Origin of the sequence: Nocardia vinacea NBRC 16497 (genome assembly GCF_000308835.1) — a bacterium.
GTDB lineage: Bacteria > Actinomycetota > Actinomycetes > Mycobacteriales > Mycobacteriaceae > Nocardia > Nocardia vinacea.
Genome location: NZ_BAGN01000072.1, coordinates 1 through 25,516, shown reverse-complemented (window position 1 = coordinate 25,516; position 25,516 = coordinate 1). Strand labels below are relative to the sequence as shown.

General features: G+C 67.4%; 19 protein-coding genes and 1 pseudogene. 5 read left to right on the top strand and 15 right to left on the bottom strand.

Features of this window, described 5'->3' with window-relative positions:
- Window positions 1-151: 151 nt before the first annotated feature.
- The 8 genes from obgE to ON44_RS08520 form a co-directional block, all read right to left on the bottom strand.
- Window positions 152-1,606, bottom strand: a complete 1,455-nt coding sequence (gene obgE / locus ON44_RS08555; RefSeq protein WP_040687722.1) for a GTPase ObgE — start codon at window positions 1,604-1,606, stop codon at window positions 152-154.
- A 224-nt stretch (window positions 1,607-1,830) separates the two neighbouring features.
- Complete coding sequence (gene rpmA, locus ON44_RS08550; protein WP_040687721.1) at window positions 1,831-2,097, bottom strand: 50S ribosomal protein L27; 267 nt, start codon at window positions 2,095-2,097, stop codon at window positions 1,831-1,833.
- A gap of 40 nt (window positions 2,098-2,137) precedes the next feature.
- Entirely contained in the window at window positions 2,138-2,449 is a 312-nt protein-coding gene (gene rplU, locus ON44_RS08545; protein WP_040687720.1) for a 50S ribosomal protein L21, read from the bottom strand.
- Window positions 2,450-2,755: 306 nt separating this feature from the next.
- Window positions 2,756-5,896, bottom strand: coding sequence for a translation initiation factor IF-2 N-terminal domain-containing protein (locus ON44_RS08540; RefSeq protein WP_040687719.1), 3,141 nt, complete (start codon window positions 5,894-5,896; stop codon window positions 2,756-2,758).
- Window positions 5,897-6,384: 488 nt separating this feature from the next.
- Window positions 6,385-6,801 (bottom strand): nucleoside-diphosphate kinase, encoded by a 417-nt coding sequence (gene ndk / locus ON44_RS08535; protein ID WP_040687718.1) that lies wholly within the window; start codon window positions 6,799-6,801, stop codon window positions 6,385-6,387.
- A 95-nt stretch (window positions 6,802-6,896) separates the two neighbouring features.
- Entirely contained in the window at window positions 6,897-7,223 is a 327-nt protein-coding gene (locus tag ON44_RS08530; RefSeq protein WP_373283138.1) for a DUF4233 domain-containing protein, read from the bottom strand.
- A 223-nt stretch (window positions 7,224-7,446) separates the two neighbouring features.
- Window positions 7,447-8,907, bottom strand: a complete 1,461-nt coding sequence (folC, locus tag ON44_RS08525; protein WP_083897725.1) for a bifunctional tetrahydrofolate synthase/dihydrofolate synthase — start codon at window positions 8,905-8,907, stop codon at window positions 7,447-7,449.
- Window positions 8,904-11,582: a valine--tRNA ligase gene (locus ON44_RS08520; RefSeq protein WP_040687714.1), complete on the bottom strand. Its 2,679-nt coding sequence runs from the start codon at window positions 11,580-11,582 to the stop codon at window positions 8,904-8,906. The genes folC and ON44_RS08520 overlap by 4 nt, the downstream gene beginning before the upstream one ends.
- Before the next feature lie 239 nt (window positions 11,583-11,821).
- Between ON44_RS08520 and ON44_RS08515 the strand changes: the two genes are divergently transcribed.
- The gene (locus ON44_RS08515) at window positions 11,822-12,502 is read left to right on the top strand and encodes an AAA family ATPase (RefSeq protein ID WP_245567066.1); all 681 of its coding nucleotides are present in this window, start codon (window positions 11,822-11,824) and stop codon (window positions 12,500-12,502) included.
- Window positions 12,503-12,512: 10 nt separating this feature from the next.
- Here ON44_RS08515 and ON44_RS08510 read toward each other — a convergent pair whose 3' ends face one another.
- A complete protein-coding gene (locus ON44_RS08510; protein WP_051181752.1) occupies window positions 12,513-13,469 on the bottom strand; it encodes a YegS/Rv2252/BmrU family lipid kinase in 957 nt (318 codons plus the stop codon).
- The gene (locus tag ON44_RS08505) at window positions 13,466-15,043 is read right to left on the bottom strand and encodes an FAD-binding oxidoreductase (RefSeq protein WP_040687797.1); all 1,578 of its coding nucleotides are present in this window, start codon (window positions 15,041-15,043) and stop codon (window positions 13,466-13,468) included. The genes ON44_RS08510 and ON44_RS08505 overlap by 4 nt, the downstream gene beginning before the upstream one ends.
- A gap of 185 nt (window positions 15,044-15,228) precedes the next feature.
- Here ON44_RS08505 and ON44_RS08500 point away from each other — a divergent pair, with 185 nt between their 5' ends.
- Both ON44_RS08500 and ON44_RS08495 read left to right on the top strand, forming a co-directional pair.
- Window positions 15,229-15,837, top strand: coding sequence for a TetR/AcrR family transcriptional regulator (locus tag ON44_RS08500; protein ID WP_040687711.1), 609 nt, complete (start codon window positions 15,229-15,231; stop codon window positions 15,835-15,837).
- 66 nt (window positions 15,838-15,903) lie between these two features.
- Window positions 15,904-17,457 (top strand): glycerol-3-phosphate dehydrogenase/oxidase, encoded by a 1,554-nt coding sequence (locus ON44_RS08495; RefSeq protein WP_040687710.1) that lies wholly within the window; start codon window positions 15,904-15,906, stop codon window positions 17,455-17,457.
- A 5-nt stretch (window positions 17,458-17,462) separates the two neighbouring features.
- Here ON44_RS08495 and ON44_RS08490 read toward each other — a convergent pair whose 3' ends face one another.
- Entirely contained in the window at window positions 17,463-17,990 is a 528-nt protein-coding gene (locus tag ON44_RS08490; protein WP_245567065.1) for a GNAT family N-acetyltransferase, read from the bottom strand.
- Window positions 17,991-18,010: 20 nt separating this feature from the next.
- Window positions 18,011-18,682 carry a TetR/AcrR family transcriptional regulator gene (locus ON44_RS08485; protein ID WP_040687709.1) on the bottom strand — a complete coding sequence of 224 codons (672 nt, stop codon included), beginning with the start codon at window positions 18,680-18,682 and terminating at the stop codon, window positions 18,011-18,013.
- 261 nt (window positions 18,683-18,943) lie between these two features.
- Here ON44_RS08485 and ON44_RS08480 point away from each other — a divergent pair, with 261 nt between their 5' ends.
- Window positions 18,944-19,774, top strand: coding sequence for an SDR family oxidoreductase (locus ON44_RS08480; protein ID WP_040687708.1), 831 nt, complete (start codon window positions 18,944-18,946; stop codon window positions 19,772-19,774).
- Window positions 19,775-20,063: 289 nt separating this feature from the next.
- A complete protein-coding gene (locus ON44_RS08475; protein WP_157187080.1) occupies window positions 20,064-21,926 on the top strand; it encodes an FHA domain-containing protein in 1,863 nt (620 codons plus the stop codon).
- Between the two features lie 117 nt (window positions 21,927-22,043).
- On the opposite strand, the gene ON44_RS52370 is transcribed toward ON44_RS08475, so the two are convergent.
- The 3 genes and pseudogenes from ON44_RS52370 to ON44_RS48065 all read right to left on the bottom strand — a co-directional run.
- Complete coding sequence (locus ON44_RS52370; RefSeq protein WP_040687704.1) at window positions 22,044-24,269, bottom strand: serine/threonine-protein kinase; 2,226 nt, start codon at window positions 24,267-24,269, stop codon at window positions 22,044-22,046.
- Entirely contained in the window at window positions 24,266-25,102 is an 837-nt protein-coding gene (locus tag ON44_RS08465) for a hypothetical protein (protein ID WP_085998500.1), read from the bottom strand. Before ON44_RS08465 ends, ON44_RS52370 begins: the two co-directional genes overlap by 4 nt.
- A pseudogene (locus tag ON44_RS48065) lies at window positions 25,099-25,516 on the bottom strand (hypothetical protein); the annotation flags it as partial. The gene ON44_RS08465 and the pseudogene ON44_RS48065, both read right to left, overlap by 4 nt.

Here is a 25,516-nt window from a genome sequence, read left to right as displayed (position 1 = left end):
TCCAACCGAACCCGTCGGGCGCAACACTGCATCCCGAACGCACTGGCCGCCACCGAATTCCGGCACTCGCCGGATGGGCGAACCGAACCGCAGAGCTCGCCGAAACGCCGTGCCAGACCTCGGCGCACACCACAAGCCCACGGCGTTCACGTTATTCCTCGTCGTCCTTGACCAGACCACGGCGTACTCGGGACGCGTGTTTGCGTTCGGCGGCGCTGATCCGGTCGTTCTGCTCCAGGCGGATGTCGGTGCCGCGGCCGGTGGGCACCATATCCACACCTGCGGAGATCTGCGGCTCCCACTCGAACGTGACATCGCCGATGGTGACCGGTGCACCGGGCTCGGCGCCCTGCTTCACAAGTTCGTCTTCGACACCGAGGCGGGCCAGGCGGTCGGCGAGGTAGCCGACGGCTTCGTCGTTGTCGAACTGGGTCTGGCGCACCCAGCGCTCCGGCTGCGGCCCGCGCACGATGAAGCCGCCCGGCTCCTCGGGGTCGGCGATCACGCTGAAGCCGGACTCGTTCACCGCGATCGGGCGGATCACCGGACGCTTCGGCGCGGCCTTCGGGTGCGCGGTCCGATACTGCTCGACCAACTCGGCGAGCGCAAATGTCAAGGGACGCAGGCCCGCCCGGCTCACCGCCGAGATCTCGAAAACCGGCCAGCCACGTGCGGTGAATTCGGGCGTGACCATCTCGGCCAACTCGGCGGCATCGGGCACATCAACCTTGTTCAGGATCACCACACGCGGCCGATCGGCCAGTTCACCGAGTCCGGTGTCGGCATCCAGAGCCGGTTGGTAGGCGGCGAGTTCGGCCTCGAGCGCATCGACATCGGAGACCGGATCGCGTCCCGGCTCGAGGGTCGCACAGTCGACGACGTGCGCGAGCACCGCGCAGCGCTCCAGATGCCGCAGGAAATCCAGCCCGAGCCCACGTCCCTCGCTCGCGCCCGGAATCAGCCCGGGCACATCGGCGATGGTGAAGGTGGTGTCACCGCTGGAGACCACACCGAGATTGGGCACCAGCGTGGTGAACGGGTAGTCCGCGATCTTCGGCTTGGCGGCCGAGAGCACCGACACCAGCGAGGACTTACCCGCCGACGGGAATCCGACCAGCCCCACATCGGCGACGGACTTCAACTCGAGGACGAGATCGCCTTCGTCGCCGTCCTCGCCGAGCAGCGCGAAACCGGGCGCCTTGCGCGCCTTGGAGGCCAGCGCGGCATTGCCGAGACCGCCGCGTCCGCCACGGGCCACGATGAACTTATTGCCCGAACCGACGAGATCGACGAGCACCTTGCCGTCGTCGTCGAGCACCACGGTGCCGTCGGGCACCTTCAGCACCAGATCGGTGCCCTGCTTACCGTCGCGGTTGCTGCCCTCGCCGGGCTTGCCGTTGCTCGCCTTGGCATGCGGATGGAAGTGGAAGTCCAGCAGGGTGTGCACATTCGGATCGACCTCGAGGATCACATCCCCGCCGCGTCCGCCATTGCCGCCGTCCGGTCCGCCGAGCGGCATGAACTTCTCGCGGCGCACGGAGGCGCAGCCGTGACCACCCTTGCCCGCACGTACGTGCAATACGACACGGTCGATGAATTTGGACATGTCCGAATCATCCTCCTCGGTGGTAGCCGTAGCGACTGCTTGCAGGTCGCTCGAAAGGACCTGCTCTGTGGGAACGCGATCGTTCGAGAACGCGAAAAGCGGGCCAGGGAATGCACCCTGACCCGCTCAGCTTTTCCGGAATGGGCGGTGCCCTCGCATTCGCTCGTGCAAGCGCAAGGGACTAAGGACGGATATCCGTCCGGCGACGCCCGATCGAGAGGCGGTCAGGCCTCGGCCGGCTCCGGAACGACGATGTTGACGGTCTTGCGGCCACGCTTGGTGCCGAACTCGACCTTGCCCGCCGCCAGGGCGAACAGGGTGTCGTCGCCGCCACGGCCGACGAGCACACCGGGGTGGAAGTGCGTGCCACGCTGGCGAACCAGGATCTCGCCCGCCGAAACGGACTGGCCACCGAAACGCTTGACGCCGAGTCGCTGGGCGTTCGAGTCGCGACCGTTGCGGGAGCTGGATGCACCCTTCTTATGTGCCATTTCTGAACTCCTGTGAAGTAATTCGAGAAAGCGCGGAGGCTTACTTGATGCCGGTGACCTTGAGGACCGTCAGCGGCTGACGGTGACCCTGACGCTTGTGGTAGCCGGTCTTGTTCTTGAACTTGTGGATGCGGATCTTCGGGCCCTTGGTGTGCTCGACGACCTCTGCGGCCACGGAAACCTTCGCCAGCTTGTCCGCATCGGTGGTCAGCTCGGCGCCGTTCACCACGAGAACCGGGGCCAGCGCCACGGACGAACCCGGCGCACCCTCGATCTTCTCGACCTTCACCAGGTCACCGACCGCGACCTTGTACTGCTTTCCGCCGGTCTTGACGATCGCGTACGTTGCCATCGGTCGGCTGCCCTTCTTCCTGTAATGCGCGCGGCTCGCGCTCGCGCGGCTGCGTGCTCCCGCCCGGATGACTCCGGCTGGAAACCACAGCACTCTGGTCTGGTAGTCACCGCCGCCTCAGCAACCTGATGGCCCTCGGCTTCGAGCCGAGTCACAAATACAGCGCAGATAAGCGCTGTCGCCGGGCAGCGACTGTCCAAGATTACAGGACGGGTACCACCCCGACCAAACCGGTGCCCGTGAAAGGCAGGACCCCCGGCGCGGAATGCGGCGGGGGTCCCAGGTTTTCGATCCGAATCGTGGCAATCAGTTCGCGTCGTCCACCGGCGGTCCGGCGGGGCGACCGACGGCCCGGCGACGCGGCTTGCGCGTCGGCACCACGACCGGCACATCCGCCGTGTAGTCCACGACGGGTCCTGCCGACCCCTGCTCCGCCGTCGGCAGCACGAAGACGGCCCCGGCGCTGTCTGCGGCCGGTGCGGCGGCCGAACGCGCGACGCGGCGTCTGCGGCCGGTAGAACGGGGTGCCGCGGATTCGGGCACACCGTTGGACGATGCCGCAACCGGCTCTACCACAGGCTCAGCGGGTTCCTCCGCCACGGACGTCGAAGCCGCGGCAGCGACCGGCGCGACGACTTCCTCGGATGCGGGCTCGACGGCCTCCTCGGCCACCATCTCCGCCTCCGCGACCTCCCCGGCTACGGCCTCCGCGACTTCCTCGGCGACGGCCGCAACGGACTCGGAGACAACGACCTCCTCGACCGGAGCCTCATCACTTGCGGCGACGACATCCGCAACGGCTGCTGCCACCGCGACATCCTCGAGGTCCGCAATATCCTCCGCGTGCGCATCCTCCGACTGATGCGCCGCCATCGCCAACGCCACCGGATGCGCCCGCTTGACCGCGATCTCCACCTCGTCTTCGACAACATGCGCGGTGCCATTGCCGGCCGCGGCGGGCGCACTCGCCGCCGCACCCTTGTCCCGGCCACGCCGCCGCCGCGACCCGGTCTCCCGGCCACCACGCGTGGTGTCCTCGCCACCGGTGAGCTCCACCGGGTAGGTGTGCACGACGATGCCCCGACCATGGCAGTGCTCACAGGTCGTCGAGAACGCCTCGACCAGACCGGTGCCGAGCTTCTTGCGGGTCATCTGCACCAGGCCGAGCGAGGTCACCTCGGAGACCTGGTGGCGGGTGCGGTCGCGGCCCAATGCCTCGGTCAGCCTGCGCAACACCAGATCCCGGTTCGACTCCAGCACCATATCGATGAAGTCGACGACGATCATGCCGCCGATATCGCGCAGCCGCATCTGGCGCACGATCTCCTCGGCCGCCTCCAGGTTGTTCCTGGTGACCGTCTCTTCCAGATTGCTGCCGCCCGCACCGGTGAACTTGCCGGTATTGACGTCGATGACGGTCATCGCCTCGGTCCGGTCGATCACCAGGGTGCCGCCCGAGGGCAGCCACACCTTGCGATCGAGCGCCTTGGCGAGCTGCTCATCGATCCGATAGGTCTCGAAGACGTCGACACCGTTGTTCTCGTGCCGGGAGACCCGGGCGAGCATATCCGGCGCGACCGTGCGGATGTAGTTCTCGACGGTGCTCCAGGACCGCTCACCCTCGATGACCAGCTTGGAGAAGTCCTCGTTGAACAGATCGCGGATGACCTTGACCAACAGGTCCGGCTCTTCGTACAGCGTCTTGGGCGCGCCGTTGTCCTTGGCCTCGGCGGCCTTCTCGATGGTGCGCCAGGTCGCCTGCAGCCGCTCGACGTCGCGGGCCAGTTCGGCCTCGCTGACACCCTCCGACGCGGTGCGGATGATCACTCCGGCGTCGGCGGGCACGATATCGCGCAGGATCTCCTTGAGCCGTTTGCGCTCGGTATCGGGCAGCTTGCGGCTGATACCGGTGGACGAACCACCGGGCACGTACACCAGGAAGCGTCCGGCCAGGCTGATCTGGGTGGTCAGCCGGGCGCCCTTGTGCCCGACCGGATCCTTGGAGACCTGGACCAGCACCTGATCGCCGGGCTTGAGCGCCTGTTCGATCTTGCGCTCCTTACCGCCGAGACCGGCGGCCTCCCAGTTCACCTCGCCGGCGTAGAGCACACCGTTGCGGCCGCGGCCGATATCGACGAATGCCGCCTCCATCGAGGGCAGCACATTCTGCACCTTGCCGAGATAGACATTGCCGACCATCGACGCCGAGCCAGTATTGGTGACGAAATGCTCGACCAGGATGTTGTCCTCGAGCACCGCCACCTGGGTCGCGGTCGGGTGCTCCGGGAAGGTCTTCTCGCGCACGACCATGACCCGGTCCACCGCCTCGCGGCGGGCCAAGAACTCCGACTCGGTCAGGATCGGCGGGCGACGGCGACCGGCCTCGCGACCGTCACGCCGACGCTGCCGCTTGGCCTCGAGCCGGGTCGAGCCGGTGATGCCCTGCACCTCGTCGACGGTGGCGCGGCTGCGGCTCTTATTGCGCGGCTCACGCTCGTGCACGACGGTATTCGGCGGATCGTCATCGGAGACAGCCTCGCTGTCGGCGCCCTCACCCGCCACCTTGCGGCGGCGACGACGACGGCGACGGCGGCTCGAACCCTCCGGCACACCGGATTCGTCGTCCTCGGTCTCGGTGTCGTCGCCGGGCTCGGCTTCGGTCTCGCTCTTGACCGGCGCCTGCTCGTCCTCGGCGCTCTCGTCTGTGCCTTCGGTGTCGTCGCCCTCGGATTCGGCGTCGGTGTGCTGTTCACCCCGGCCCCGACCCCGACCACGACGGCCCCGCCGACGACGACGCGGCTGGTCCGCCTCGCCCTGCTGTTCGGTCGACTCGTCTTCGGTGGTTTCGGGCTCTTCCTCGACGGTTTCGACCGCGGCTTCCTCGACCCGACGGCTGTCGCGCTCGGCCCGACGCTGCCGGCGCGCTTCCTCGGCGGCCGCGGCGTCCGGCGGTAGGAACAGCGGTGCGGCGACCGAGGCCGGGGCCTCGAAGACGACCGGCGTCGCTACGTGCGACTCCGGCGGAACCGAATGGGTGAACAGCTGCACCGACGGCTGATGCGCCGCAGGCTGCTCCCCGGATGGCAGCGATCCGGACTGGTCGATCACCTGGTCCGGTGCGGAAAAAATGGGCCCAGGCTCGGGCTTGGGCGCAACCGGCTCCGGCGTCACCGGCTCGGGCGCAACCGGCTCTTGCGCGGCGGTCTCGGGCGCCTCGGGTTCGACGACCTCCGATTCCACCGTGCCGAGCGCTTCGCGGACAGATTCCGCTACCGCTCGATCGACATTCGATTGCGCACTACGTGCGTCGGCACCCAACTCGGCGAGCTTGGCCAGGATGCGTTTGCTGGTTACCCCCAGCCGCTTGGCAAGCGCGTGAACTCGGATTCGCTCCGGCAATTGTTCGGCATCCTGTGATGTTGTTGTCAGCGGCTCTTGATCGGCCACGAAGTCTCCTCGGGTCCCCGGGCGCGTCCCTCCTGGCAGGAGTGACGCGGCCGACGCGGGGGCACTGTCCGTTCACCTCACGCGGTTGGCGCAAGGTCAAGTGGTCTCGCCCCGCATGTCCGGTTAACACCCGTGGTTTTCGTCGGTCGGGCTAACTGGTCACACGGCGCCTGGCTGTTGGCTGAACTCCACGGCGCGAGCGCTCATCCAGCGTGCCGGCGCGAACCTCCGGCCCCAGCAACGGGCCAGCTGTTCGTAGCAGCGATGATCGGCATCGAACCGCAGTGTCATCCGGTTACCGTCCGGCACCGATCGTCCGCGTACCTGCGCGAACAGTCGGTATCGTCAGCAACCACTGCCAGTATCCCACATAGTGCGGCGACGTCTCGCCATCGCCGCACGACTTCGCCTCGCTGGCGCTCGGCTCCGTCCCGCGGCGACGCCGGCTGTATCGCCCGTTCGCGCAGCTCACGCCTCAGGGCCCTATCTCAAGCCGGGAACTCGGGAAACCAGAGCGCGATTTCCCGCTTGGCCGATTCCGGCGAATCGGAGCCGTGCACCAGGTTCTCCTGGGTCTCCAGCGCGAAGTCGCCGCGAATGCTGCCGGGGACGGCCTTCTCGACCGGATCGGTGCCGCCGGCGATCTGACGGAACGCCGCAATGGCGCGCGGACCCTCCAGGATTGCCGCGACGACCGGGCCGGAGGTGATGAACTCGATCAAGGAACCGAAGAACGGCTTCTCGGCATGTTCGGCGTAGTGGCCGCGCGCCAACTCGTCGGATACCTGCTTCAGCTCCAGGGCGGCGATCTTCAGCCCCTTGCGCTCGATCCGGGCCAGCACCTCACCGACGAGGCCACGGGCCACACCGTCCGGCTTGATGAGTACCAACGTCTGCTCAGTCACGGCGCACAGCCTAATAGGCGATACCCCCGGTTACCGAACCGGCGGCTACGAAGAGCCCTGGATGCTGACCTTTTCGAGCGACCTGCAAGCAGTCGCTAGCGTTGACTTGGCAGCAGCCCGAGTTCCATCCGGCGCTTGACGTCGGCGCGCAGCACCAGGATGAAGCCCCAGACGACGGCGAAGAAGACACCCATGACACCGATGGAGATGTGCACGAAGGCGCCGAGGATCAGCAGGACCTGCAGGCCCAGATTGAACGGGATGGCCCATGGGCGGCGTTGCAGTCCGGCGCCGAGGATCATGACCAGCGCGAGGACGACAAGGTAGCTGCCGGAGAACCAGCCGATACCGCCGCCGACCGACCCGACCACGGGCAATGCGAGCAACACCGTGATCGCCTCGAGGATCAGCGTGCCCGCCATGACGCCGCGCAGACCCTTCCACGGGTCTGCGGCGGGCGGGGGGACCTGCGGCTCGCCGTCGGCCCGCTCGGGCTCGGCGGCGTCGCCGGTCGACTCGGTCACACTGTCTCCTTCTCGGGATTCGCGGGCCCCACGTGCTTACGCATGCTGCCGCATCCGAACCGCGCAGCTCATGCCTGCACCTCGCTGGCGCTCGGCTCCAGCATGCGCCGTGCGCGCTCGCTCATGCCGGGTCCTTCCCGAACAGGGCGCGCGCCGCGCCGGCAGTGACTACCGATCCGGTTACCACGACGCCCGCACCGGAAACCATCTCGCTCGCATCGCCGACTTCCTCGGCGATGGCAATGGCCGTTTCCAGGGCATCGGGCAGGGTCTCGGCGGTGACCACTCGTTCGTCACCGAAGCGCTGCACCGCGAGGTCGGCGAGGCGTTCGACATCCATGGCGCGCGGCGAACCATTGTTGGTGACGACGATCTCGTCGAATACCGGCTCCAGCGCGTCCAGCATGCCCGCCACGTCCTTGTCGCCGAGGACCGCGACGACGCCGACCAGCTTGCGGAAGTCGAATTCGGCGGTCAGCGTCGCGGCCAGGGCCTGCGCACCCGCCGGATTGTGCGCGGCGTCGATGAAGATGGTCGGGGCATTGCGCATCCGCTCCATCCGGCCGGGGCTGGTGACACTCGCGAAGCCCGCCCGCACCGCCTCGATATCGAGCTGCCGATCCGCACCCGCGCCGAAGAACGCCTCGACCGCGGCCAGCGCGAGCACCGCATTGCGGGCCTGGTGCTCACCGTGCAGCGGCAGGAAGATCTCGTCGTAAACCCCTCCGAGACCCTGTAATTCGAGCTGCTGGCCGCCGACCGCGATCTGGCGGGCCAGTACCCGGAACTCCGAACCCTCACGCGCCACCGCGGCATCGACCTCGACGGCCCGGCGCAGCAGCACATCCATGGCCTCGGGTTCCTGTTCGGCGATGACGGCAACGGTATCGCGCGGCACCAGGCTCTCCGGGGCACGTTTGATGATCCCGGCCTTCTCCCCCGCGATGGATGCGAGATCGTCGCCGAGGAAATCGGTGTGGTCCAGCCCGATCGGGGTGATCACCGCGACCTGTCCGTCGATGACATTGGTCGCGTCCCAACGGCCGCCCATACCGGTCTCGACGACCGCGACATCCACCGGCGCCTCCGCGAAGGCGGCATAGGCCATGCCGGTGAGCACCTCGAATTTGCTCATGGCCGGACCGTCCGCGGCGGCGGACTGCTTATCGATCATCTCGATATAGGGCAGCAGTTCGCGGTAGGTCGCCACGTACTCGGCCGGGGTGATCGGCGCGTTGTCGATGCTGATCCGCTCGGTGGCCAGCTGCAGATGCGGGCTGGTGATCCGGCCGGTGCGCCGGTGCAGCGCGGTCAGCAGCGCATCGATCATCCGGGTCACCGAGGTCTTGCCATTGGTGCCCGCGATGTGGATGGCCGGATAGTTCTGCTGGGGTGAGCCGAGCAGGTCCATCAGCGTCGCGATGCGGCTGAGCGAGGGCTCGATCTTGGTCTCCGGCCAGCGCCGGTCCAATTCCGCCTCGACCAACGCCATTTCGGCCAGGTCCACCGGGGAGGGCCCGGATCCCAGCCGCCGCTTGCGATGCTCGTCGTCGGCGTACTGCGGTTCTGGCTCGTCGTTCATTTGCCGCTCAGTTCCGCGAGCCGGGCGCCGATGCGCGCGACCTCGCCCTCGGCGACATCGCGACGTCCCTTGATCTTGTCGACCACCTGATCCGGCGCCTTGGCCAGGAACGCCTCGTTACCGAGTTTGGCTGTGGTGGTCGCCAATTCCTTCTCGGCCGCGGCGAGGTCCTTCTCCAGGCGGCGGCGTTCGGCATCGAGGTCGACCGCGCCGGAGGTGTCGAGCTCGACCGTCACGGTGGACCCGCTCAGGCGCACCTCGACCGAGGCGGTCGCCGCGAATTCGGCACCGGGCTCGGTGAGCCGGGCCAGGTTGGTCACCGAATCGTGCAGTTCGGTGAGGCCGGCGTCATCCAGGCCGATCAGCTTGGCCGCCACCTTCTGCTTATCGGCCAGCCCCTGATCGCTGCGGAAGCGACGGATCTCGGTGATCAAGCGCTGTGCATCCGAAATCCGCTGTGCGGCGGTCACATCCGTGGCCACACCGGTGGCCTCCGGCCAGGTCGCGATGACGACGGATTCGCCGCCGGTCAGCGCCCGCCACAGCGATTCGGTGACGAACGGGATGACCGGATGCAGCAGCCGCAGCACCGCATCGAGCACATTGCCGAGCACAATGCTGGTCGACTCGGCGCGCGAGCCACCGGCGGCGAACTGCACCTTGGACAGTTCCAGATACCAGTCGCACAGCTCGTCCCAGGCGAAGTGGTAAAGCGCCTCGCAGGCCTTGCCGAATTCGTAGGCGTCGAAAGCCGAATCCACCTCGGCGCGAACCTGTTCGAGGCGATCGATGATCCAGCGGTCGGCGTCGGTGAGTTCGGCGCGATCGGGCAGCGTGCCCGGTTGCGCGCCGTTCATGAGCGCGAATTTGGTGGCGTTGAACAGCTTGGTCACGAAGCTGCGGGAGGCGAGGGCATGCGATTCGCCGACCGAGAGGTCACCGCCGGGCTGCGCACCGCGCGCCAGCGTGAAGCGCAGCGCGTCCGCGCCGTAGGAGTTGATCCAGTCGAGCGGGTCGATGCCGTTGCCACGCGATTTGGACATCTTCTTGCCGTACTGATCGCGAATCAGGCCGTGCAGGAACACATCCTTGAACGGCACCTGCTTCGCGCCGCCCTTGCCCGCGGTGAGCACGTGATCGTCGGAGACGAAGGTGCCGAACATCATCATCCGGGCCACCCAGAAGAACAGGATGTCGTAGCCGGTGACGAGAACGCTTGTCGGATAGAACTTCTGGAGCTCCTCGGTGGAATCGGGCCAGCCCATGGTGGAGAAGGGCCACAGGCCGGAGGAGAACCAGGTGTCGAGCACATCCGGGTCCTGCACCCAGCCCTCGGGGGCGGTCTCGTCCGGACCGACGCAGGCCAGCTCGCCGTCGGGGCCGTACCAGATCGGGATGCGGTGGCCCCACCAGAGCTGGCGCGAGATGCACCAGTCGTGCATGTTGTCGACCCATTCGAACCAGCGCGGCTCCTGGCTGGTCGGGTGAATCACGGTGTCGCCGTTGCGAACCGCGTCACCGGCGGCCTTGGCCAGCGATTCCACCTTGACCCACCACTGCATCGAGAGCCGCGGTTCGATCGCCTCGCCGCTGCGCTCGGAATGTCCGACGCTGTGCAGGTACGGCCGCTTCTCGGCGGCGATCCGGCCCTCGGCCGCGAGCCGCTCGCGCACCTTGACCCGCGCCTCGAACCGGTCCATACCGTCGAATTCGGTTCCGGTGCCGGTAATCCGGGCGCGCTCGTCCATGATGTTCGGCATGGGCAGGTTGTGCCGCAGGCCCATCTCGAAGTCGTTGGGGTCGTGCGCGGGCGTGATTTTCACTGCGCCGGTTCCGAATTCGGGATCGACGTAGTCATCGGCGATGATCGGGATCTGACGTCCGGTGATCGGATGCTCGAGGGTGCTGCCGATCAGATCCTTATAACGCGGATCCTCCGGATGCACCGCCACCGCGGTATCGCCGAGCATGGTCTCCACCCGGGTGGTGGCCACGATCACATGCGGCTCATCGTCTTTCAGCGAGCCATAGCGCAGCGAAACCAGTTCGCCCTCGACATCCTCGAATTTGACCTCGATATCGGAGATGGCGGTGCGCAGTTCCGGCGACCAGTTGACCAGACGCTCGGCCCGGTAGATCAGGCCCGCGTCGTATAGGCGCTTGAAGATGCTCTGCACGGCCCGCGAGAGCCCGTCGTCCATGGTGAAGCGGTCGCGGCTCCAGTCGACGCCGTCGCCGAGCGCGCGCATCTGCCACTGGATCTGTCCGCCGGATTCGCGCTTCCAGTCCCAGACCTTGTCGATGAACAGTTCGCGGCCGAAGTCTTCCTTGGTCTTGCCGTCGACCGCGAGCTGCTTCTCCACGATGGTCTGGGTGGCGATGCCCGCGTGGTCCATGCCCGGCAGCCACAGCACCTCGTACCCCTGCATGCGCTTGCGGCGCGAGAGGGTGTCCATCAGGGTGTGGTCGAGCGCGTGGCCCATGTGCAGGCTGCCGGTGACGTTCGGCGGGGGCAGCACGATCGAGTAACCGGGCTTGTCGCCGGCGGGATCGGCGGCGAAGTAACCAGCCGCTACCCAGCGCTCGTACATCTCGGCCTCCACCTCGCTGGGAACCCAGCTCTTGGGGAGGGCATCGGCACGATTACGCGGGTTGTCAGGGGCTGCGCTGGTCACCCCGGCATTCTAGTGGGATGCCCGCTGAGCTCATAAAAGGGCCGGGGCATAAGAGCGGCGGAGTCTTCGGTGGATGAGGGACACCGAAGACTCCGCCTACACCCGGAGAGCTTACCGCCGAAATCAGCCCGAGCCCCGAATCCACAACTAATTCTCAGCTTCTTGACGCGTTCATTACCCAGCGAGAATCAGGGTTTTCCCGGTTGCCGAATCGAATCGCGTTGGGGAGCCTGGAAGAGGTGAACCCTCCGCTTGATTCGCCCGATCCCGGTTCGCAACCGCGACTCCCCGACATCCGGGTTGTAACACCGGATTCCGTGCACGATCTGCGCGGCCGCACGATCGAGGAACTGCGGTATCCAGCGAGGTCTGCACTGCTCGTGGCCGGGATTCCGGGGGCGGGCAAGAGTACGGCGTTGCGATTGTTCTTCGGCGCGCAGGCCGATGCCGAGGGGCCGCATCGGGGTCCCGGGGGCTCGGTGGTGCTGGATTCGAACCATTCCCGAAATCGATGGCGGCACAAGCTCGGTCGGCTCCCGTATCCGCTGTGGCGGCCGGTGGTGCATGTGGCGCATTACGCCGGAATCCGGGCCGCGCTGCGGGACGGTACCGGACCGGTGGTGATCCATGATTGCGCTACCTTCGGGTGGGCCAGACGAATGATCGGCCGCTGGGCAAGGCACTACGGCCGGGAATTACACGTGATCCTGCTCGACGTGCCCGCCGATGTCGCACGCACCGGTCAACACGCCCGCGGACGCCGGATCAATAAGATCGCCTTCGCCCTGCACTGCCGACGCTGGAATCGCCTCATCCGCGCCGTCGACTCCGGCCGTCCACCACCGCCCGAACCCGTCTCGACGGTCGTCCTCGACCGGACCACCATCGACCGCATGAGCCGGGTCAGTTTCGCGGCTTGACCAGTAGCGATCATGGAACCAGCACGGCAAGCGCGCCGGGGATCGCGCGGAGGGAGACGGGGAGGGTGCCTGCCGGTTCGCCGTCGGCGGTGGCGGGCGCGCCGGGAGCGGTGAGGGTCACCTGGGCGACGCGATACTGCTTGGACTTCGGGTGATCGATTCGTCTACCCGACGACAGGGCGGGCAGCATGCGGAGCATGTCCAGACGCGAAACCGCGCCTACGACAGTCAGATCCAGTAGCCCGTCGTCCATTACCGCGTCCGGGCAGACCAGCATGCCGCCCCCGTAGGTGCGGGTATTGCCGATGGCCACCATGACGGCATCGGTTTCGATGACGGTGTCGGCGTCGGGATTGTCGAGTGCGCCGGGCACGACACCGGACAGCTCGATTCGGTACGGCACGGTGAAGCGGCCGGATATCTCGGCCAGTGCGGCGAAGGTGTAGCGCAGCGGCCCCTTGGGCCAGCGCATATCGTTGGCGCGCAGGGTGACTCGCGCATCGAAGCCGGTGCCGGTGACAGTGGCGAACCACTTGGGGGTGAATCCGGGCGCGGGCGATTCGATGCGGCCGAGGTCGATGGTGCGGGTGCGACCGCCCAGGATCAGGTCCGCGGCCGCGACGGGGTCGTCGGTGGGCACGCCGATTTCGCGCGCGAGATCGTTGCCGGTGCCCGCGGGAATCAGACCGAGCGGCACGCCGGTCTGCGCGATGGCTTCCAGTACGACATTCATCAACCCGTCGCCGCCGATGCAGACCACCGCGTCTGGCTTGGCGCCGCCGGTGATCGAATCCCGCACCTGACGTACGGATTCGGCGGCCGAAGGTGCCCGCACCTCGGTGACCTCGACGCCCTGTGCGGCGAAGCGCGCGAGCGCGGCCGCGGCCACCTCGTGCCCTCTGCCGACACCGGACTGCGGGTTGGTCACCACGGTGACCGCACGCACCGGGCGCGAATCAGGTATCACGGGATCAGCTTTCCAGGGTTGAGGATGCCCGCGGGGTCCAATTCCCGCTTCACCGCGCGCAGTACGCGCACGCCCAGATCGCCGATCTCCCCCGGAATCCAGGGGCGGTGGTCGGTGCCCACCGCGTGATGGTGGGTTATGGTGCCGCCCGCGGCTACGATCGCGTCACCGACCGCGCGTTTCGCGATGTGCCACTGGGCGATCGGATCGTCCAACTGCTTGGCGATGACGGTGAAATACAGCGAGGCTCCGGTCGGATAGGTGTGCGAGATGTGGCACATCACCAGCGGCGGGGTGCCCTGCTCGGCGAGCGAATCCGTCAGTGCCGCGGTCACCTTCGCCTTGAGCTCGGCCAGATTCGACCAGGTGGTCGCGGTTTCCAGGGTCTCGCACAACACGCCGAGATCGAGCAGCGCATCGCGCATATAGGGCGCGGCGAAACGTCCGTGCTCCCATTCTTCGGCCGGGGTCTGTCCCAGCGCATTCCCGCCGGCCGCCGCGAGCAATGCGCCCGCCTCCGCGCTGCGGGCCGCGACATGCGCCTCGGTGCCTTCGAAGGTGGTGATGACCAGACAACCGGCCACCGCCTCGCCGCCGATATCGGCGGAGCGCGCCAGGTTGACGCCGGTCTCCACCTCATCGGACAACCGCAACACCGTGGGCGCGGCACCCGCCTGCACCACCGAGCGCAGTGCGGCGGCGCCGGTTTCGAAGTCCGGAAACGACCAGGCCTGGTAGCCGATGGCCGCCGGCGCCGGATGCACTCGCAGCGTGACCCCGGTGATCACGCCGAGCGCTCCCTCCGACCCGACGAACAGTTCACGTAGGTCCGGCCCCGCGGCGGAGGCGGGTGCGCGGCCGAGTTCGATGGTGCCGCTGGGTGTTGCGATCTCGAGGCGCTGGACCATGTCGTCGAAGCGGCCGTAGCCCGCCGATGCCTGACCGGAGGAGCGGGTGGCGGCGAATCCGCCGATGCTGGCGAATTCGAAGCTCTGCGGGAAATGGCCGAGCGAAAGTCCATGGGCGGCAAGCAGTTCCTCGGCCTTGGGACCGGTGAGTCCCGCGCCGAGGGTGGCGGTGCCGCTGACCGGGTCGATCTCCGAGATACCGTCCAGGCGGCGCAGATCCAGCGCGATGACGGTGTCGAAGCGACCGCGGACCGGATCGACGCCGCCCACCACGCTGGTGCCGCCACCGAAGGGGACGACCGCGATGGCATTGTCGGCGCAGTAACAGAGCACCGCGAGCACCTGCTCGTGATCGGCGGGGAAGACGACGGCATCGGGGGCGTCCTGCGGACCAGCGCCGCGACGGCGCAGCAGGTCGGGAGTGCTCTTACCGCCCGCATGCAGTAGACGATCGTGGTGGTCGACCGAAATGCTGCCCACGCCGACCACCGCGACCAACCCGTCCCATTGAGTCGGCGTCAGCGTCGACTCGCGTAGCGGCACATCGCCCTCATCGCGGCGCGCCACCGGGTCACCGGACACTCCGAATACCTGCGTCAACAGGTTCCGAATCGAAGCCGAAAGCGGCTTGTGTCCGGCGGGGATGCCCCAGGCGTCCCAAACCATACTCGCCGCGTGCGTCGACGCGCCCGGGTTTGCGGCGGGCGCCCCGGTCGCGGACGATCCGATTTCGTCGGTGTGCTGCTGCGTCTCGACCATGCGTTACAGTTTGACATATACTGTCAAGCAGTAACGAATAGGCACTCGTTTCCCGGCACTTCGGTGCCGCCGACACCCGGTGGTGATACTCGATGACCTCCGCAGCGTCCACCCCCGACGACGCGCTCTCGGCGACCGATCTCGCGATCCTCGACGCGGCCAGGGCCTGTGTGGAGGAGTTCGGGGTGCGCCGCACCACGCTCACCGAGGTGGCCCGCCGCGCCGGTGTCAGCAGGCCGACCGTCTACCGGCGCTGGCCCGATACCGGATCGCTGGTGGCCGAACTGTTGGTGCGCGAACTGCGCGCGATCGTCGCCGACGCCATGCCGGCCGAGGGCGATGCGCGCACCCGACTGGTCGAGGGCGTTGTCGCGGGCGCGGCGACGATTCGCTCGAATCCGTTGTTCGGCAAGATCTTCCGCGCCGATACCGATCTGATGCTGACCTATGTCTTCGGCCGCCTCGGCCGCAACCAGCGCGCGCTGATCGAGCTGTTCAGTGCCAGTATCCGGGAAGGCCACCTGGACGGCACGATTCGCGCGGGTGATCCGGAAGAGATGGCGACAATGCTGCTGCTCATCGCGCAGTCGGCGGTGCAGTCGGCCGGTACGGTCGCGCCGTTGCTGGCCGGGGCGGCGCTGGATACCGAACTGACCCGTGCGATCGACGGCTACCTGGCTCCCGTCGAGCAGACGCGATGACAAAGCCCATCGCGATGACCGAATACCTCGGCACCGGCCATCCGTACGCCATCGAAAAGGATTGTAATGACTGCGAATTCGGCTGATCTCCACGGCGATTCCGCGCTGAATGCCGGACGTCGCAACCGTGAGCTGCAGTTGCTCGGCGACGGCGGCGAAATCGATGTGCTGGTGATCGGCGGCGGCGTGACCGGTGCCGGTGCGGCGCTCGATGCCGCCGCGCGCGGACTGCGAACCGTGCTGGTGGAGCGGCACGATCTGGCGTTCGGCACGAGCCGGTGGAGTTCGAAGCTGGTGCACGGCGGACTCCGATATCTGGCCAGCGGGCAGGTCGGCATCGCACACGAAAGTGCGGTCGAACGTGGGATTCTGATCACCACCACCGCACCGCATCTCGTTCGTCCCCTGCCGCAACTGGTACCGCTGCTTCCGGAAATCGGAATTGCACAACGGACTTTGATTCGCGCGGGCTTCATCGCCGGGGATGTGCTGCGCCGCAGTGCCGGCACTTCGCCTGCGACACTGCCGCGTTCGCGTCGGGTCGCCACCGCCGAAGCGCTGCGGTTGGCGCCGACCGTGCGTCGCGACGGGTTGCGCGGCGGCCTGCAGGCCTGGGATGGACAGCTGGTGGACGACGCGCGGCTGGTAGTGGCGCTGGCTCGTACTGCGGCCGCACAGGGCGCGACGGTCCTTACCCGCGTGGAAGCCCTCGACGTGACCGGAGATTCGGCCTCCCTGCGTGACACCCTGACCGGCGACACCATGTCCATCAGGACGCGCACCGTCATCAATGCCACCGGCGTCTGGGCCGACCAAGTCGACCCGAGCATCGAACTCCGTCCGAGTCGCGGCACCCACCTGGTCTTCGATGCCGAATCATTCGGCGGTCTGACCGCCTCGCTGACCGTTCCGGTACCCGGAAGCACCAGCCGTTTCGTCTTTGCCTTCCCCGCCGCGCACGGCCGGGTCTACGTCGGTCTCACCGATGAGGACGCCCCCGGCCCGGTCCCCGACGAACCGAAGCCCACCGAAGCCGAAATCGATTTCCTGCTCGACACCATCAACACCGCACTCCGGAAGCCATTGATCCGCAGTGATATTCGCGGCACCTACGCCGGACTGCGCCCGCTGCTGAGGACGGCCGATAACAGCACCGCCGACATCTCCCGGCGCCATGCGGTCCTGCGCTCACCCACCGGCGTCATCACCATTGTCGGCGGCAAACTCACCACCTACCGCCAGATGGCCGAGGATGCCGTCGATGCGGCGGTCGCGCACGCCGACCTCACCGCTGGGCCGTGCCGAACCAGGCGACTTCCGTTGGTGGGCGCGGTCTCCGGCGCCGCTCGCGACCGCATCACCGCGCCGACCGTGCTGGTCGAGCGCTACGGCAGCGAATCCGCGTCCGTACTCCGACTAGTCGACCGCAGCCCTGCTCTCGCCGACCAGGTCGCACCAGGAATCGACGTCACAGCAGCCGAATTCGCCTTCGCGATCACCCACGAAGGCGCCCTCGACACCGACGATCTGTTGGACCGTCGCACCCGGATCGGACTCGTCCCCGAGGACCGCGCGGCGGCACTGCCCGCAGCGGAGGCCGCCTTCGCACGGCAGCATTAGCTCCGTCAGTCCAGTTGCCAGGCGTCGAGTTCGGCTCGCATGGCGGCGCGCGGCCAGAGGTCGAGGCCGTGCGCGGCCTCGGCGGCTCGAATTTCGCGTAGTTCCGCGGTCTCCTCGGCGGGGGTCAGGAAGCGGAAGCCGAGGCGTTCGTAGTACGGCCCGTTCCAGGCCACATCGATGAAGGTGGTCAGCGTGATCGCCTGCATCCCTTGGGCTTTCGCCCAGCGCACGGCATGGTCGATAAGCCGTTTGCCGATCCGCTTGCCCGCATGATCCGGATCCACCGAGACCTGGTCGATGTGGGCGTTACCGTCGACGACTCCGAGGATCAGATAGCCGATCGGGCGGCCGGCGTCATCGGGATAGATCCAGGCGCGGCCCGCCCGCTGGAATTCCCGGAGCGTATCCAGTGACGGCGGATCGTCATCGGCAACGGCCATCATGCCGATGTCGGCGAATGGTTTGCCCGCCACACGCTCGATATCTTGCAGGGTCGGCAGGTCGTCCTCGACCGCCGGTCGAATCATCCGCATGGGTGATTCTCCCACGGCATTCATTCGACCGGAGTCGCCAGGATGCCGTTGACCAGCGCACGCAGCGCCCAGCGGGATCGATCGTCGCCGCCGCCCGCCAGCATCTGTTCGCGCATGGCCACGAGCGTCGGATACCGGTCGGCGGGTAATTCGGCGAAGTGCTGGGCGACCTCGGCGATGTAGTCCTGCTCGTTGGTGTCCTTGGTGTTGTACGCGCTCTGCTCCACGGCCTGCGCGGATATGTGCAGGTAGATCAGGTCGACGGCCCAGGAATTGGTCTGCGGGTCCACTCCCCCCTCGGCGAGCAGGGCAAGTAACCGCTCCACGATCAGCAGGGCGTTCGGGCTCGTCGGGATCGAGCCGAGCGCGACCAGTGCGAGTCCCTCGTGTTTGGACATCGCGTCCACGGTCGTCTCGACCAGTGTCGTGAGGCGGTCGCGCCAGGTGTCGCCGGTCGGCTCGGGCACCGTACCGAGCACTTGGTCGAGCATGGCGGCCATCAGGTCGTCGCGGTTGGCGACGTAGACGTAGAGCGAGGCCGCACCGGTATCGAGGTCCTGTGCGACGCGTCGCATAGTGAGGGCGGCCAAGCCGTCGCGGTCGAGGATGCGCAGACCGGTTTCGATGATGACGTCACGACTGAGGGGTGCCTTCGCGGGACGGGCCCGGCGGCTGACGGGTGTGGCGCTCATATCCCGGAGCATACGCCTCGACGAACACCGTTTGACACGAACACCGTTCGTTTCATATGGTTCATCCGCGCAACTCGCCGACGCAGCCCCCATCACGACGGTGTACTTCCACACGGTCGGCTCGGGTGAGGCGCACGTACCGACGGTCAGCCTCGCGATCGTCGCCCCATCACGCTGATCAGCCTGGCACTGGTGCGACTGCTACCGCGCCACGCTCAGGCCGACCAGCAGCACTGAATCACCACCCACCAAGGACTTCTCATGATTCTCATTACCGGAGGCCGCGGCGCGGTCGCCACCAATCTCTTATCCCTGCTGCGCGCCGACGGCTATCCCGTCCGCGTCGGCTCCCGAAGCCCTGAGCGGCTTCCCCCGGGAGTGTCCGCCGTCGCGTGCGACCTGCGGGACCCAGGCACCTTCGCAGCCGCGCTCGACGGCGTCACCTCGGTGTTCCTGTATGCCGAACCCGAGTGCAGCACCGAATTCGTTTCCGCGGCAGCCGAAGCCGGGGTCGATCACATCGTGTTGCTGTCCTCGTCCGCGGTGCTCGATCCGGATGCGACCACCAATCCGGTCGCGAAGTCCCACCTCGATGCCGAGCTCGGACTCGCCGACGCACCGATGACGGTCTCCGTGCTGCGTCCCGGCGCTTTCGCGGGCAATGCACGCGGCTGGTCGTCCGCGATCAAGGCCGACCGCCCGGTCAGCCTCCCCTACCCCAATGCCTACGCCGATCCGATCCACGAACTCGACGTCGCCGAGTGCGCCCATGCGCTGCTCACGAAACCGGATCACCGTGGTGGTTTCCATACCCTCACCGGTCCGCAGACGTTGACGTTCACCGCGCAGATCGACCTCATGACCAAGGTCACCGGCCGCACCGCGACCATCGCCCACGTCACCCCCCAAGCATGGAAACAGGAGGTGGCCGAACTCATTCCCGCCCACTACGCCGACGGGCTCCTCGGCTACTGGCGCCGCTGCGACGGCGTCCCCACCCCGATCACCGACACCGTCAACACCCTCACAGGCCATCCCGCCCGGCCCTTCACCACCTGGCTCGAAGACCATGCATCCGAGTTCACCGGCTGACCCTCCCCAGCTGGTCGTGCACAGCAGATCGATCCCACGATCCAGGCACGTGGATCACTTCGTGCGCCTAGGTCATCGGTCGCCAGCATCAACGCGCCGCTAGCTGGCAGCGGGCAGCCCTTGTGTGAAGGGCCCTTGGATTCGCGGCATCGAGTGATGCACGACACTTCGTCGATCGGAGCGGATAAAGATCATTGCGCGTGCGCGCTCGTGGTTCGTCGAGGGCCGGGGGCGGGTGTTCGGCAGGCTCTATGCTGGACGCCGGTAGTGGTCCGGGAAGGAGGCGCGAGTGCGGAATGACGCGTCGACGGTGGGGATTGCGCCTGGCGAGGGTCTGATCGCACGCTTCGGTGCGGTTGTCGTGTATCTCGCGGGCGAAACCCCTTCCACGGACCGGATACTCGGTGCGATCGAGGCCGCGGCCGATACGCGCTATCCCGGGGCGGCGATCGCGCAGCGGCTGGCCGCGGTTGTTTTCGGCGGCAATTCCGAACCGCCACCGTTCGGCGTCATCGCACCGACGGCGGACGGCACCGTCATTCTGCTGCGCGGGCAGGTCAGTGCGGAGATCCAAGGCGCGGAGGGAACCCGGCGACTCTCCGGAGCCCGCGCGTTCACCTGGGTAGACGAAATCGTGCGGGAACCGGTGCGCCGGATCACGGTTGGCGCCGATACCGCCTTCCCGATACACGAACTCCCACGCACCGACCTGCGCGCCGGGATTGTCCCCGGCAGCGGCTTCGTCCTGCGCATAGCCGCCCGCCGAACCGGAAAATCCGCAGCCACCCGAGCCCACATCACCGGCACCCCCACCGCCGAGCCTCCCCCCACCGCTCCGGCCGGATTGGAAGCCCTGCGCGAGCCGACCGCGAAATCCGAGCCCAGCCCGACCGGTCAACGCGTCGGCACGCCCCGACCCGCCAGATCTGCCCAGCTCAGCGCCGCAGCGCAAGCCGCCGAGTCCGTGCGCTCATCCGAATCGACGCAACGCTCCGTTGCACGGTCCGCCGCCCAGAGACAGCTGGCAGGGTCGCCGCGACCAGCCACATCGGCTCAGCCCCGTGCCTCATCGCAAACCGCCGAGTCCGTGCGCTCATCCGAATCAACGCAACATTCCGCCGCGCAGGGGCAGCGACCAGATTCGGCGTCGACCGGAAATTCCGCCCGACCCAACACAACTGACCAGCCCACCGGCACAGCGCAAGCCACTGGATCCACCGGCTTCGAGCACGCCGCTGGATCCGCCCGCCCAACTGGATCACTACAGAAACCCGCCGCGCGGTCAGCCGAAGCCGATCCGTCCGCCGGGAAGACGCGCCCCGCAGGATCGACGCACTCCGGCCGGCGCGCGCAGAAATCCGATGCCGACTACGACGAACCAACCGAAAAGGCAAGCCCCACCGGATCGACGGACTCTGACCAGTCCCCGCAACGATCGGCCGCGCAGGCCGTGGGATTCGGCGAGGCGAGCGATAAAGCCGGGCCCGCCGGATCGACGGCCGCTGCCCGGCCGGGGGCAGCATCATCGGAGGCGCGGCCGAGTGGTTCGAAACTCTCCGGTGGATCCGGGCAGGGAGGCGCGCCGGAGGAGATCAGTACTCAGGCCATGTCCGCCCGGGAACGCGAGGAGGCAGCCGGAACGCGGTCGGGAGTGGCAGCGCGGCCGGAACCGATTGCACTGCACAAGATTCCGGCGTTGCAGGGGGTACGACCGCGGCCATTGCGACCGGTTGGCAGCGCGAAAAACCCAGAAGACTCGGGGGCGGGGCAGCCCGTCGGCGCGCTGGTTCTCGCGGATGGCTCCGCGTTTCCGCTGGACCGACCGTACGTTGTCGGCCGCAGCCCGATGATCGACGAGACGGTGCGTGCGGCCACTGCGACGCCCCTGGCGGTCCCGCGCGACCGCCACGTCTCGCGGGTGCACGCCTACGTCTCGGTCGACCGCGGCAAGGTCTACGTCCGCGACGCCGCAACCCCCGCAGGCACTTTCATCGCCGCCCCCGGCGCCGACGAATGGACCCGCATCGGCACCACTCCCACCGAACTACACCCCGGTTGGAGCCTCCGCATAGGCCAACGCATCCTCACCTACCGGACCGAGGCCCACCCGAAACACCCAACCGAGGCCACGAGCAAACGCCGCCGCTTCTGAGTGGTGAGGCCGATTCGTTGAGCCTGCCGACGTTCACATAGCTCACCGCGCACAAGTCTGCGTAGGCCCATTCGGCAACTGGCTCGGTCAGCGGTGATTGTGCCTGGGCTACCGCCATCAACGGTTGCCGCGTCGTGCGCGGCGAAGGAAGAGGTGTCGCTTGCCGATTCGTCGTGCGCCCAGTGCGGCGGCGACCCCGGCTCCGGCGGCGAGTACGGCGGCGACGGCGAGGGTGGTGCTGGTGGGCGGAGTGTCGCGGAGAATCCAGGCGCCACCGGCAACGGCGGCGGACAGGATGACCGAACTCACGGACAGGCCGATGATGTTGGCGAGGCCACCGTGGCCGCGGCGTAAGGTGCGCGTGTTGGACTCCAGGTAGGCGACGGCGAACAGGACGAGGACGACGATTACGGCCGTCGCAGCGGTGCGTGTCGGACTCTGGGTGGTGCGGAATTCGATCCGCTGCGTGGCGATTTCGCTTCCACTGCGCAGGAGCGTGAGCTCGCCGTCGAGGTTTCCGGCAAGCACATGTGAGTTGACCGGATCGGGCAGGTCGGCCACGCCGCCAGGCTGCAGCCGCACCGGATCCCCACCCAACCGCACGCCGAATACCTCAACCGTGAGCACCGCGGAGTCGACATCAATTCCGTTGACTTGCAATGGAATCGGCTCCGACAGATCGACTTCGATCGGATTCGGCCCCGTCGGATCAACACCGGCGAGGGTGACAGTGCCCGGTACCAGATCCCCTCCGGCGGTCGGCGCACCCATCCCGATCACCGCAACCGCACAAGCAGCCACCGCAAGCAACGCACCCACCAAGAACAACGGCCACGGCGAGGCAAAAGTGACGACATCGCGGATCGGCACCAGATCCCGACGATCGACATCAGCCAACCGAACACCGTTGTCCTGCAACCCTTGCACCGGACGCACCCGAACCATCGGCGGCCGGAAGGGCGGCGCCGCCGACTGCCCGATCCCACCAGTCTCCGGACTCCCGAACGACGGCGGCACCGCTCGCGCCGACTTGCCATACTCCTGCGACCCTGGACCCGCTCCATACGAAGGTGGTCCCGGTGGCGTATCTCTCGGCATGGACGGTGCCGCCCCGAATTGCTCGAAACCACCCGTGACGTCACCGTGCGCTGGTGGCACCGGCGATATCGGCCCACCTGGAGCCGAATCCGAACCATCCGGTCGCGGCGTCAGCGAGATCTCGGTCGGAGCCGACGAAGCCGGTGGCACCGCAGCGGACAGCCCAGGCCGTGGCGATGCGGCGCCGGTCGGAGGCAGGGTGGGGTCGGCGGTCGCCGGCGCGCGGGGTTCGAAACCCGTGGGCGGCACGCCTGTCCGCTGCGTGACAGCGGCCGGCCCGCCTTGTGCTCTCGGCGTCTGAATACCGGATCGCCCGGCGGCGCGGCTACTCCCGGTCGCGGCGGCGACAATGGTGTCCGCACCGATGACCGGAATGCCCACGGGCGTAAGCCAATCGCCACCCCAGCACAAGGCGGCGAGTTCGGCGAGAGCGATCCCGAAGAGTTCGGCGGTATCGAAACGATCGGCGGGATCGGTTGCGAGGCCGCGCATCACCACATCGGCGATCGGCTCCGGCACGCCGGGGGCGACCTCGATGAGCGGTATCGGGTGACCGAAGGCGTGTGCGAAAAGTGTTGCCAGATGGTCTTCGTTCGGCGGAAACGGCAGCACTCCGGACAGCAGCTGATACAGCATGGTCGCCAGCGCGTAGACATCGGTGGCGGGCGAAAGCGGCTGTCCGCGTGCCTGTTCCGGCGCGATATAGGCCGGGGTCCCGATGATCTCACCGGTCCTGGTCACCAATGTCTCATCGCCACCGACGATCTTGGCGATCCCGAAATCGGTCAGCTTTATCGCACCGCCGGTACCGAACATGAGATTCGACGGCTTGACGTCGCGGTGCAGAATCTTGTGGCGGTGTGCCGCTTCCAACCCCGCGGCGCAGGCCAGCCCGACCGCGACCGCGGTAGCCGCGTCGAATCCCTCGGTCGCGAACCGACTGCCAACGGTCCCGCCGGGCAGATACTCCATAACCAACAGGCACAGCTCATCGGCCTCGATGTAGTCGAAAACCCGCACCACATGCGGATGATCGATGGCCGCAAGCAAGCGCGCCTCGGCGACGAACCGGCGCCGCACCTGCTCGTCGTGCGCGAACTGCGGTGGAATCTGCTTGATGGCAACCGGTCGCCCCAACCGACGATGCGTACCAGCGAGCACCACACCGCATCCGCCCCTGCCGACCTGAGCACCGATGTCATATGCGGGCAGCACGGCCCGCAATCGGCCGGTATCAGATGTCAAGATGTCGCCCCATCCGGGAGGCGCACGGTTTCCACATCGGCGGTTTCGTCGAACTCCTCGGTCGGCGCGAGATCCTCGACTTCCGGTGTCGGCGAACAGTATCCGAGCAGAAAACCGACCGAAGCCGCCACACCGGCAACCGCGAGCCACAATCCGGTATCCGGAACCCACCACCGCAACACCGACGCGGTGAACCCGAATATCAATCCGATGCCGATACCCGGCGCGAGTAACCGCAACCCGCGCTGCCACCGGTTGGTGGACAGCCGGTGCCGGGCAATCGCCAGCGCCGCATCGGCGATGGCGAGCGCGGTCAGCACCGCCAGCGCGATCCCGAACAGCCCGTATACCGAATACAACGAGCCGCGCACATCGGTGTCCAGCGGTATCGAGGCGATCGGTGCGCCGTCCTCGCCGATCACCGCCAAATCCGCGACGATCAGTCCGGTCGCCTGCCCCTCGAGTCCGGTCAGATCGAGCCGATACTTCAGCGCCTCGGCTCTTCCCGGTGCGATGATCAATTCGACGGCAGTCGAGTACGAGAAGAACGTCAGCCCGAGCACATGCCCGGCCAGATCGACCCGCCGAATATGCAATGCCCCATCGCTGTTGTTGGTCAACGCGATAGCCACCCGGATGGTGCTGTTCGGTTGCAGCCGTAGCGGTTCGGTGGCGGAGGTGTCGGCGATATCGTGATCGTCGATGGTCGCCGACATGTCGACGCCCTGCGGCTTGGCCGCGACCGGCGCCGCGAACAACCCGACGAGCACGAGGGCGAACACACTGGGCAGCAGGATAATTCGCGTCGCCGCCGAGATGCGGGCTCGCATCATGGTTCCCTCCGCGCGGGTAGGTGCGAGACGAGCCGATGCCCGTAGAACCAGGCACCGATCAACAAGAAGAACAGAATCACCGTCAATGTCGACGTGGCGGAGCTGACCCGGCTGACCAACACCACATCCAGCGGCGCGGTGAGCGTGCGACCGCAGCGTGCCGTCACCTCGTATCGCCCGACTTCGATCGACGTCAGCGCCAGCGGTGCCCGGAAGCCACCGTCCGCCCCTGCGACAGCATTACCCACCGGCGTCTCCCCGACCAGCAAGCTGACCTGCGACTGCGGATCGCACCCGGATCCGGCCGCGGTGACATCGCCACCGAGCCCGATGGCCGTGGGGGTGAGCTCGAGCGCGGCGGGTTGGGGTGCGATCGGAGGCCGCGGCGCCGCAGTCGTCGGCAGCGGCGGATCC